General features: G+C 49.3%; 7 protein-coding genes. 4 read left to right on the top strand and 3 right to left on the bottom strand.

The features are described from left to right. Positions 1-79 precede the first annotated feature (79 nt). Together D7Z26_RS21945 and D7Z26_RS21940 are read left to right on the top strand one after the other, a co-directional pair. Positions 80-544, top strand: coding sequence for a CcdC family protein (locus tag D7Z26_RS21945; RefSeq protein WP_120979171.1), 465 nt, complete (start codon positions 80-82; stop codon positions 542-544). Positions 545-604: 60 nt separating this feature from the next. Continuing rightward, positions 605-1,030 carry an exosporium protein C gene (locus tag D7Z26_RS21940; protein WP_120979170.1) on the top strand — a complete coding sequence of 142 codons (426 nt, stop codon included), beginning with the start codon at positions 605-607 and terminating at the stop codon, positions 1,028-1,030. A 78-nt stretch (positions 1,031-1,108) separates the two neighbouring features. Here the strand turns inward: D7Z26_RS21940 and D7Z26_RS21935 are convergent, their stop codons facing one another. Further along, positions 1,109-1,681, bottom strand: coding sequence for a DUF3995 domain-containing protein (locus D7Z26_RS21935; protein WP_120979169.1), 573 nt, complete (start codon positions 1,679-1,681; stop codon positions 1,109-1,111). A 158-nt stretch (positions 1,682-1,839) separates the two neighbouring features. Here D7Z26_RS21935 and D7Z26_RS21930 point away from each other — a divergent pair, with 158 nt between their 5' ends. Both D7Z26_RS21930 and D7Z26_RS21925 read left to right on the top strand, forming a co-directional pair. Beyond that, positions 1,840-2,601: a VCBS repeat-containing protein gene (locus D7Z26_RS21930; RefSeq protein ID WP_120979168.1), complete on the top strand. Its 762-nt coding sequence runs from the start codon at positions 1,840-1,842 to the stop codon at positions 2,599-2,601. A gap of 340 nt (positions 2,602-2,941) precedes the next feature. Further along, a complete protein-coding gene (locus D7Z26_RS21925) occupies positions 2,942-3,358 on the top strand; it encodes a hypothetical protein (protein ID WP_120979167.1) in 417 nt (138 codons plus the stop codon). A 409-nt stretch (positions 3,359-3,767) separates the two neighbouring features. Here D7Z26_RS21925 and D7Z26_RS21920 read toward each other — a convergent pair whose 3' ends face one another. Together D7Z26_RS21920 and D7Z26_RS21915 are read right to left on the bottom strand one after the other, a co-directional pair. Beyond that, the gene (locus D7Z26_RS21920) at positions 3,768-7,445 is read right to left on the bottom strand and encodes an S-layer homology domain-containing protein (protein WP_120979166.1); all 3,678 of its coding nucleotides are present in this window, start codon (positions 7,443-7,445) and stop codon (positions 3,768-3,770) included. Positions 7,446-7,886: 441 nt separating this feature from the next. Continuing rightward, positions 7,887-11,117 carry an S-layer homology domain-containing protein gene (locus D7Z26_RS21915; protein ID WP_120979165.1) on the bottom strand — a complete coding sequence of 1,077 codons (3,231 nt, stop codon included), beginning with the start codon at positions 11,115-11,117 and terminating at the stop codon, positions 7,887-7,889. Positions 11,118-11,341: the final 224 nt, after the last annotated feature.

Below are 11,341 nucleotides of genomic sequence, written 5' to 3'. Positions count from 1 at the left end.
ATAAAATGAGATTTTACACTGACCAAGGAGCCGTCCTACAATATATGATTAGAGTATCAACTGAATGAGGTGATCGAAAATGAACGGAAGCAATGTATATTTGATGATCGCCGCTATAGCGGCTTTGGTATTGTGGAGAAGAACGAGAAGCATGTTCCGTCCGATACGAGGCAGCGGAATCCGATTGTTGATTCCCTTGTTATTCATGTTACCTGGTCTGTCGCTGGTGTTTAACGCAAACGTGAATGAACCGGCCTGGACTTTCGGCGCAGCCTTCGGACTTGGCATCGTGTTCTCGATCCCGTTGATTCTGACGACCAACTACGAGGTAAGAGAAGACAATCTGATTTACGCGAAGAAAAACTGGGGGTTTTTCATTGCTTTCCTTGGTTTTGTGATCATTCGGTTTATTCTTCGTCTGGAACTGTCCGATATGGACCCCCAAGGCCAAATGGCACTTTTCATGACGGTAGCATTCGGATACCTCATTCCATGGAGAATCGTTTCGTTTATTAAATATCGGCACGTGATTGCTTCCGAATAACCCAGTCATCTCTGCTTGTCCGGCATATCTTATGGATATCCGACAAAAGGAGTTGATCATATGGCGCGCATAATCGATAAAGCAGCCGTACAGCCGAGACGCAGCTTTAACTTGGCAACCTCTTTTCCCATTCGGCGTTCGCCGTCCCGAAACGTGCTTGCGACGATCACTTTACGTATTCCGGCGAACGCCCAACCTAACTTGGTAGATTTGGTCGTAACCGTAGGCGTTCGAGGCGTCACCGGGATTGCGCAAATTCTCTTCCGAATTTTCCGCGATGGAAAAGAGATCTTCAACACGCTTCAAGGCATTGAATCTATCGGTTCCGAACAAAACTATGCCGTTACGTTCCAAGCCGAAGATCGAAACGTAAGATCGGGTGCTCATATCTACACGGTCACCGCTGAGAATCGTGCGGCAAATACGAGGGCCGACGTTGTCGGGCCGATATCGTTTAGCGGGTTAGCCGTTAAGACGGGGAACTAACATCCGAAAATGAAAAAAGCAGCTCGTACCTCTAAGGACGGCTGCTTTTTGCTTTAAATGATGGGGCAATCCTTGTGTTTACGCGAATCGTACTCCAAGCAAACCTGTGATCATGCCGATACTTATGCCAATCGTACAGAGCGTTAACCAGATTCGTCTATCGCGCGGTTTGTTCACGTAACACCAACCCAAGATTCCTAATAGAATGCCCTCGATCGTAAACCAAGGTTCGATAAGTAAAAGATCCCACAGGACATAAGCATGTTGCTTCGCGTTAAACGGTCCCGCTTCCAAACCGGCAACGCCTGTAATTTGAAGGATGCGATAGATGATCCCATAAATGCCGTGCGATGTCGATAAAGAGCATCCCGCCAATGACACCGCGAGTAACAACCCACTTAGAAATTTTCGTTTTCCGAGATAAATCATCGCAATTCCCAGGAATCCTGCCGCTGTGAGAAAAACGGAAGCAACCCAGTTGATCATTTCCCATTGGGGAGATTCGGATACACCCGGCTTTAGCATCGACAACCCGAACGTGCCATCCAACGCCCAATAAAGATGGGGCAGCATATAGGCGATCGACCAAATGAATACGGCATATCCCGACCACTTTAAGTCACTCCAGCTTCTTATCCCCCTACTTTTCATGGATTGTCCTCCCTATTTGAATGTTGCAAAATGACTACACCTTCGTCTTCCACATAACGATGTATTCCGAATTTCATTTCTTCATGGGCATCTACACAATCGTATAGTTAATAACCTACATATTTGTAGACACAAGGTATTCGACTTATGAGTAGGGGATGTTTAATTTGTACAGACAATTTCAAGAGTTTACGCAGGGTACCTATACTCATTCCAGAAGCATTACTTTGCTTGATATGAAGCAAGGAGATGTAAATGGGGACGGAATAATCGATAACGTATATTTATACGGAAATAAACCCGATGGAATCTTTGCAGATAACATTACGCTTCTTATTCAAGATGGACATTCTAACCAAAGCACAACGGTAAATCTTCAAAACAATGCGGGATATCATCCTACGCTATTCCTTGGGGATTTTTCTAAGGATAACGTAAAGGACATTTTAGTAAGCATTGATACCGGAGGAAGCGGCGGATATGGTATTTTTTATATCTATTCCTTCAAGAATAACATTCTATATGAAATGTTTGATGTAGAAAAATATAATAAGGAGTATAAATTCAATGTGAATTATGAAGATTTTTACAAAGTGAGCGTGGGGAGTCCACAACTTGACGTGCTATTTACAATAGACATTAGTTATAAAGGCTATGACTATTTATCACAATATTACTACGAAAACGGTAAACTTAAACAACCAATCAAGGGTGAGGTTCTTGCTTTAGGTGCATTGTATCCCATCGTTACAAACGAAAGGATGGGTTATGATTTACTTGCTTTTCAACGTATTATCGGTACTTCTAACTCCGATACATTAGGATATGTCGAAAACCTTCTGACATGGAATGGCACTCAATTTACATCCTCAAGATTGTCAGTATCCATACTTGGTACGAAGTTAATCAGCCTTTTCTAATCATTTCTGCACGGGTTTATTGGCTTTGCATAAACGCGAATGTATAGAAGGCCGGTGTCTCCATTAGTGGAGAATACCGGCCTTCTATACGCATACGTATTGTTATACCTTTCTCGGTTTTCCCTCCTAACCGGTGGCATCATCTTACACAATCTCCTTTTTTATCGTATAATCTAGCAAAGTAAATTGTCCCAAAAAATACCATAAAAATCAAAAAGAAAGGATGTGCAATACTACGAACTTGAGAATATTTTTTACCATTTTGTCGATCGTTGTCTTTCTTGTAGCATGTTCCCCTAAAAATGAACGAATTGAAAGCGAAGTAGAAGAGACTAGCGAAATGAGTCCTCCGCCTTCTTCCGATGAGAAACCAGAGTCTGTAATGATTTCTCATTATATTACGGGTACCACGAAGACACAGCCCGAACTTGGTAGCTATTTAACTGAGAAATCGGAATTTGAAAGGTTAGAGAAATGGATTCAGGGGGCAGGTACGCCAGAAGATTTTCCTAGCAGCAAAAAAATAAATATCATCAGAGTATTAGCTTTTTCTTATGAAACTGCAGGACAAATCACGAGGAAAGACACTTACATGGTTGCCACATTTGAAGATGGTGACATATATAGTAAACTCGTTAACCCGCCAGACTCCTCCATCCGGGACTTTTATCCTTACGATGAATCCATGAGCAAATTTGTCATCATGGCGATGGGAACGGACAATTGGCGCAAGATGGTTAAAACGAAAATCTTATAATCATTCGAGGGCTTTGTTAACTTGATCGGCTGAGCGGAGAGATTAGCAATTCGACGAAACAACAGATGCTTTGCATGGGAGAGTTTGAAAGCGAATCACGAGTTGACTTCGTGTTGACTCTGGACTATAAAAAATACATCGCTTGGGGAATCATTTTTAGGCGTAGAATCATTGATGTACCCCTTCAAGTTCGACGATTTTCTGCTCGTCGAATCCCGCAACGCGTGTCGTGTCAAGGCTTCATCTATCGCCGGCAAATCCGAAGCATAAAAGGCCTCTCCCCTCATACCCCCTCAATCGTGTCAGGGAAAGGCAGTGTGCGGTTCTTTTTGTTTTGGCGTGCCCAGAGGCACGCCAAAATTAAAAAACCTGCGAAGCCGCTAGGGCTGTCGCAGGTCGCATGAAGCGATCATGGCGTTTGCTGGTTGAAGTATTGGTAAGTGCCTTTCGGATACACGTTCCATTCCCCGGTTTCCGAGAACTTCGCGGATCCGCTATAGATGGCAGCTTTTCGGATAATCGTTCCGCCGTTCGGCAAGAAATCGTCATGGCTAGTCGAATCGCCGAGGACGTCGATGACAGTGCCGTTATGCTTCAAGACGATCGCAATCAATTTTTTGCCCTGAACATTGAGATTGAGTTCGAGGTTGTAATAGGGCGTATTGATGACATCAAAGAATTCATAAAACGCTCTGTCGATTACGTTGATATAGTTTATATCCTGTATATTTTGCACAGGTATGTTGAAAATACTCGTCGATACGCTCGTAATTGAAGTCGTTATCGGGTCGTAGTGATACACATCGATCGAATATCCCGCGAATTTTTGCCCCGTACCGAAATACGCATTGCGGATTTGGATTGCTTTACTGTAACCTCCGCCGTCAATGTACTGAGAGAAGTACGATTCCCCGCTTACTTGCGCATTGACGGTGACGCGCAGCAACACGGCTTTGTTATCCGCGCCGACGATCCAGTAGTCGCCGTTCATCGGGGTACTGGTCCATTTCGTTCCGCTCAGAGAAGTCGGACCCGTTAACGTCTGGTCCGGCGTAGCGAAATAGACATTAAAGTTTGTCTGTCCCGGGAATTGGGACTTCACATCGTAAGTCAAGCTCGGAACGCCGACTTTGGTGTTAACCTCGACGAAGCCTTTGTCGACCAGTTGCACCGAAAGCACGGAAAGATTGTACGTTGCGGATCCTCCGTTGCTATCGGTAGCTGTAATCGTAACGGTAACGGCTCCCGTGTGGCCAGCCGTACCCGGCGACAGGGTGAACTCGTTGCCGTTTATCGTCGCTTGAGCGGCAGACGTATCGCTTACGACCGCGGTGAAGGTCATCGCATCGCCATCCGGATCCTCGAATAGCTGGGATAGATCGTAAGTGCGAGCATTCGTATAACCCGGACTCAACAATTGCGTCTGGATTGCGGCTACGACCTCCGGCGGATTATTGGATACCTGGGGTGCCGGATTTATCGCTATTTGAATCGTCGTTGAAGCCGTTCCGCCCTGGCCGTCCGACACGGCTACCGTGAAGCTAGCCGTACCGCTCGCCACCGGATGGATCGTCGGCGTGCTCGTTATGCCGCCGGAAGCAACCGTCGCAATGGAAGAGTCGAGCGCCGTAATCGTATAACTGAGCGTGTCGCCGTCTTCATCCGTGAACAAACCCGTAAGATCCAGCGTTCCGTCTGTGCCTACCGTGAACGAAGTTGCTGTCCATGCATTGTTCTTTACTGGCGCATGATTAATAACTGGCGCCGGATTTACCGTGACAGTAATCGTCGTTGTTGCCGTTCCGCCCACTTTGCCGTCCGACACGTCTACTCTGAAGGTAGCCGTACCGCTCGCTACCGGATGGATCGTCGGCGTGCCCGTTGTACCGCCGGATGCGACCGTCGCGATGGATGAGCTAAGCGCCGTTATCGTATAGCTGAGCGTGTCGCCGTCTTCATCTGTGAACAAGCCCGTAAGGTCCAGCGTTCCGTCTGTGCCTACCGTGAACGAAGTTGCTGTCCATGCATTGTTCTTTACTGGCGCATGATTAATAACTGGCGCCGGATTTACCGTGACGCTAATCGTCGTTGTCGCCGTTCCTCCCGCTTTGCCGTCCGACACGGCTACCGTGAAGGTAGCCGTACCGCTCGCCACCGGATGGATCGTTGGCGTGCTCGTTGTGCCGCCGGAAGCAACCGTCGCAATGGAAGAGTCGAGCGCCGTAATCGTATAACTGAGCGTGTCGCCGTCTTCATCCGTGAACAAACCCGTAAGGTCCAGCGTTCCGTCTGTGCCTACCGTGAACGAAGTTGCTGTCCATGCATTGTTCTTTACTGGCGCATGATTAATAACTGGCGCCGGATTTACCGTGACGCTAATCGTCGTTGTCGCCGTTCCTCCCGCTTTGCCGTCCGACACGGCTACCGTGAAGGTAGCCGTACCGCTCGCCACCGGATGGATCGTTGGCGTGCTCGTTGTGCCGCCGGAAGCAACCGTCGCAATGGAAGAGTCGAGCGCCGTAATCGTATAACTGAGCGTGTCGCCGTCTTCATCCGTGAACAAGCCCGTAAGGTCCAGCGTTCCGTCTGTGCCTACCGTGAACGAAGGTGCTGCCCATGCATTGTTCTTTACTGGCGCATGGTTAATAACTGGCGCCGGATTTACCGTGACGCTAATCGTCGTTGAAGCTGTTCCGCCCTGGCCGTCCGACACGTCTACCGTGAAGGTAGCCGTACCGCTCGCCACCGGATGGATCGTTGGCGTGCTCGTGGTGCCGCCGGAAGCGACCGTCGCAATGGAAGAGTCGAGCGCCGTAATCGTATAGCTGAGCGTGTCGCCGTCTTCATCCGTGAACAACCCCGTAAGGTCCAACGTTCCGTCTGTGCCCATCGTCATTGGAGAAACTGACCAACCTAGGTTCACGACTGGCGCATGGTTCACAGGTGTCGGCACATTCGTCACCGGGGCTGTTGGCGCAGGCGTTTCCTTCTTGCCGCCGATCACTTGTCCGATCTGCGCCATTAATTTGTAATAATTTCGGATGATGTCGGATGGAGCTACGTTATTTGATAATACCAGCGTACCAACAATTACGCCGGAGAGCTGTAGGTTTGAAGCATTGTCCTTCGGTTCGAGCCTCTCGATGCGGGTATTCCCGTCTCCTTTGATCGTCACGTGATTGCCCGAAACGCGCAATACGCCGCCGAACGATGTGCCGCTAAGATCGAGCACAGCCGGCTTGTCACTGCTGCCACTCTGCACGATTTCTAGTTCTTCCAATTCGCTAAGCGAGCGGTTTTTCGATTTGAAAATCAACACCGCTCCTGCAAGCACGTCCGCATTGTTATCTCCGATCAAACGCTTCAACGCCGGAGTAATCAGGAAAGGCTTATTGTCGATAATGACGACGTCCCCATCGACTCTCGTTATGGTCGCCTGCTGCTCCTTCGACTGGAAAATATTGAGCAAAAATGCCGCGATATCCTGCCGTTGCACGATTGCCTTTGGTTGGAACAACCCGTCTTGCTGCGCATCGATCAATCCGAGACGAACAGCCGCGGATACCATGTCTTTCGCCCAAGCGGAAGTGTTACCTATATCATTAACCACGACCGCATTACCTCCGCGCGAGCCTTCCCCATTAACAGCGCGTACGAATATCGCCGCGAGCTCTTCCCGGGATACCGGGTCTTTCGGGCGGAAATTGCCTTTGCCGTCCCCTAGCATCAATCCGGCTTTGCGAACCGCATCGATGTAAGGAACAGCCCACACTCCCGTCCCCGCCTCAAGGCGAGTATTGCTAGGCGCGGCTTGCGTATCCAATTGCAAAGATCTCGCTAACAGAACAGCCAGCTCCTGTCGCGTCAGTTCATCTACTGGCCGAAACATGCCCTTGGCATCGCCGGTTAACAACCCTTGGCGAGCCGCTTCTACGATCGCGGCCTTCTTTTCTTCCGATATTTGCTCCATATCCACAAAAGTGGTCCGGTAGGGGACTTTGATGGTTTCTGCAGAGACGAGTGATGGATTCGTTACCGCTGTCAAAATAATTGCTGTCGAAAGCGCTTTGCTCCATTTTTTATTCATCTTCCGCCTCCTTTTTTGGTATTTTTTATATTTAATTTCATTATTATCGAGGCTGCAAAATCAGACCTCGTGTAAAATTTGCCTTAGGATCTCCAATATCTTATCACGGTAGATTAGCCTATCTATGAAACTTAAAGAAAACTTTGAGTTCGAGTTTGCAACTGTTGACTTCCTGTTGATTCGATTTTCATCGATTAAATGATGTTGACTTTTGGTCAAAAATTAATAAGCAGGCTTGGCTTTTCGAAGTTACTTCCAGTGACCGTTTGTTTACTCCGTGTTGATTTCTGGGCATAAAAAATACATCGCCAGGGTGCACAGATCCCATGGCGATGTATTCATCGATTAAATACTGTTATACGTCTTTCGGTTACTTCTTCTCGCCTGTCTCTACGGGGTTTTGCGGGTTAGAGATCCAATCGCTCCAGCTGACGGAGTCGTTCAAGGAAGTCCGACTAATATCAATGTTGCCGTAAGATTTGCACGGGGAACATTATGGCTATTATCATATACATTCGCAGCAGTAATCTCGTATGTGCTACCGATTGTCAGCGTAAACCCTACTCCTAAGGTTATGATGGCCGATTTTCCATCTTGCCATTCTACCACGGCTGGAGTTCCCGATGCTCCCCAGACATCCGAAGCTGCAATTTGGTTCCCTATTGCGGCTTGCGAATCTTCGGATAGGTTCTCCGAGAATAAAATCCTGACTGAACCTCCAGCTAACAAAACAGAATTCACTGTAGATAACAAAATAACGGCAGGCGGCGTTATATCCGATGGCAACGTTATCGTAAGATTTGCTGACGGTACATTATGGTTAGCATCATATACATTGGCGGCTGCAAGATCATATGTTCCGTCTAATGCTAGTCTAGGCTCGGCGCCGACTGTAATGACGGCCGTCTTACTATCCGTCCAGGTTACAATAGCGCGATGCGCCGAATATCCCCAGACATCGTCGGTTTCTATCTGGTTTTTTATTGCCGTTTGCGAAGTCCCGTCTAAATTCTTCGTAAATACAATCGTAATTGTATCTCCGTATAAAATACCAAATCCTCGCCCAACGCCCGTCACCGAATTGATTGCCGGCGGTGTTGTATCAGCCGGAACCACCACGTTCGTTACGACCGGCGTTGTCGACTGTCCGTTAATCGCCGCGATTTTAGACAAGTCGCCTGCATTCGCGAAAATTTTGGCGGGATCCACTCCCGGAGGAACGATCAAATTGGAGATAGAGACGCTGCCTTCCAAAACGAGTTTAGAATTTCCCGTGACCTCAAGATTTGCGATTGTTCCCTGTACGTTCAGATGAACTTCCTTGGCATCGCCGTTTACGGTTAACTGCTTGATCGTCGCCGAACCCGAGAAGGAGGTGCCGCCGGTTGGCGTATCGCCGGCGTTAGGCGCGCTGCCGATGATCAGGTTATCGATTATCGCGTTGCCGGAATAGTTCAGGCTCGTTCCAGCCTGAACGGTAACCGTGTTAATAGTCGCCGTCTTAGCGGCGGCTTCGGCGGCGGCTTTTGCAGCGGCTTCGACTGCGGCTTTTGCGACTGCTTCGGCTGCGGCTTTTGCGGCGGCTTCCGCTGCTGCTTTCGCGGCGGCTTCGGCGGCGGCTTTCGCGGCGGCTTCGGCTGCGGCTTTTGCGGCAGCATCTGCTGCTGCTTTTGTGGCGGCATCTGCTGTAGCTTTTGCGGCGGCTTCCGCTGCTGCTTTTGTGGCAGCATCTGCTGCTGCTTTTGTGGCGGCATCTGCTGTAGCTTTTGCGGCGGCTTCCGCTGCGGCTTTTGCGGCGGCTTCAGCAGCAGCTTTTGTGGCTGCTTCCGCTGCAGCTTTTGCGGCGGTTTCGGCAGCGGCCTTTGCGGCGGCTTCCGCTGCGGCTTTTGCGACTGCTTCGGAAGCAGGCTTGGCTGCAGAATCCGCAGTAATCTTGGCTTCGCGAGCCTTAGCGGCGGCATTAGCCGCAGCAACCTGGGCGGCTTCGGCGGACATCGTAGAGTTGAAATCGGTATTCGTCGTCGCCGTAAAATCGAAGTTTGCGTTTTCTACCGTTACATGCATGGGTTCTCCCCCGGAACCCGAATTGCCGCCGGATCCGGAAGAATTGGACTGTCCGGTCGAGGTTCCGGAGTTAGAGGCATCGAGAGCGGAACCTGCTTGAAAAGCTATCGTCCCTGTTGAATTTCCAGGTACGCTAGATGAAATGGGCTGATTAAAAACAGGAGGCGGCGTAAATTTTATTCCCGGATTACTAGGAAGTATGACGGGGGGCGTTGTGAAGTTAGGCGTGAAGCCGAATTGCCCCGCGGCAAAATTCGTCGGAGCGCCGCTTGTTACATTGATGAGACCGTCAAGGACTTGGACATATAGGCCAGGAGATAAAGTTGGAATTACAGTTGGTATGGCCGGCGTTACAGGTCCCGGCGCGGAGGCGGCCAGAACGCGAACTTCGTTCTTTGATTTGACGCCCGTTTGGGACGTCTTGTCCGCAATGAGATCAACCTTTTTCACATTTGCGCTATTTTCCAAAAACAATTGACCTAGATCGCTATGCTGGAGCCATATATTCGCGATCCGAGAATTCGAACGGCCTTCATCGTGAAGGTAAATCGTTTTGCCATGGACGAGCACGTCATAGGCATAGAAATCCGACGTAAGCGCCGGGGTCAAAAATAAATCGCCTTTCACTTCCACATGCGCCAACGCGACCTGATTCGCGCTTACGTTGACGTTACCGTCGACCGCGTTGCCTGCGCCATCGAAAACAAGCGGCGAATTCTGTCCGGACAGCGCGCCTTTGTAGCCGATAATCAAGCCTTCAACCGACTCGATCGTGTCCCCCGTATGGGTGAACTGTATCGCCGCGTTGCGCAATGCCGCCTTATTCGCCGGTTGAAAGATGCCTTGTACCGACTTACCCGCGCGATAGGACTGGCCGTTGATCGTAATCGTACCATCGTCGCGAATCTCTTGAATGACGGATGGACTGTAAAAGGAGCGATAAAGCAGGGTAACCGCTTCGCCCATATTAATATTCGTATCCGGATCGAATCGATCCTTGGATTTTCCCGACGTAATCCCTTCTTTAGTCAAGGCTCCGACCGCGCCGGCATACCAGCTTTTCAGCGGTACATCGCGGAATCGGCTGCCGCTCTGAGAATCCGGCTTTAACTTCTTGGCCGCGGCTAGCCAGCTAGCCATTTCCGCCCTCGTAATCGGCAAGTTCGGACGGAACGTGCCGTCCGGGTAACCTTTCGCCAGCCCCTGATCATGAAGAGCGGCAACAAACCCGGATAATGCGCCGACAGGTACGTCCTTAAACGACGAGCTTTCGTTGGAAGAGGACAACCCGAGCGAGAACGCAAGCATAATCGCAAAATCGCCGCGCGTCGTCACATGCTGGGGATCGAATTTCTCTCCCGGCTTCGGATTCAGAATGCCAAGCGTGATCCAAGCGTTAACCGCCTCTGCGTACCAAGCTGTTTCGGGAACATCGGAATAGCCTCGCGCGTTATTCGTCGCGGACTTATCAGCCGAGGCGGAATCGGTATTGGTTGCCTTAGGCTGCTGCGCTTCCGCCGCCGTGCTTACCGGAGAACAGACATTCAGCAACAACAACAAAACTAGCGAACCGGCCAACCATTTTAAAGGATTCCTTGAAGACGCCACTAGAAATCACCCTTCTCTTTATTTAATGATTTAAAAATGGATAAATAACCAGCTGTTTCCTTGATATTACCCATCATACACCACCTTCTGATAAATTCCGATTTTTTTCGCAATATTCGATGGAATACAGACCAAAGTCCAGTGGCCGCTCCAACGTTAGGCGAGCTCCTCTACCGAACCAGAGACAGATGCTATGTTCATCTTGTTTTTGTTACATTTTATAG

It is taken from the genome of Cohnella endophytica, assembly GCF_003628305.1.
GTDB classification, from domain to species: domain Bacteria; phylum Bacillota; class Bacilli; order Paenibacillales; family Paenibacillaceae; genus Cohnella; species Cohnella endophytica.
This window is presented reverse-complemented; position numbering and strand designations above follow the sequence as displayed.

What these genes read in the sequence shown, in the direction of transcription:
- D7Z26_RS21930 (WP_120979168.1), top strand. Translation starts at nt 1,840, where the DNA reads ATGTTTAATTTGTACAGACAATTTCAAGAGTTTACGCAGGGTACCTAT.
- D7Z26_RS21925 (WP_120979167.1), top strand. Translation starts at nt 2,942, where the DNA reads ATGAGTCCTCCGCCTTCTTCCGATGAGAAACCAGAGTCTGTAATGATT.
- D7Z26_RS21945 (WP_120979171.1), top strand. Translation starts at nt 80, where the DNA reads ATGAACGGAAGCAATGTATATTTGATGATCGCCGCTATAGCGGCTTTG.
- D7Z26_RS21940 (WP_120979170.1), top strand. Translation starts at nt 605, where the DNA reads ATGGCGCGCATAATCGATAAAGCAGCCGTACAGCCGAGACGCAGCTTT.
- D7Z26_RS21935 (WP_120979169.1), bottom strand. Translation starts at nt 1,681, where the DNA reads ATGAAAAGTAGGGGGATAAGAAGCTGGAGTGACTTAAAGTGGTCGGGA.
- D7Z26_RS21920 (WP_120979166.1), bottom strand. Translation starts at nt 7,445, where the DNA reads ATGAATAAAAAATGGAGCAAAGCGCTTTCGACAGCAATTATTTTGACA.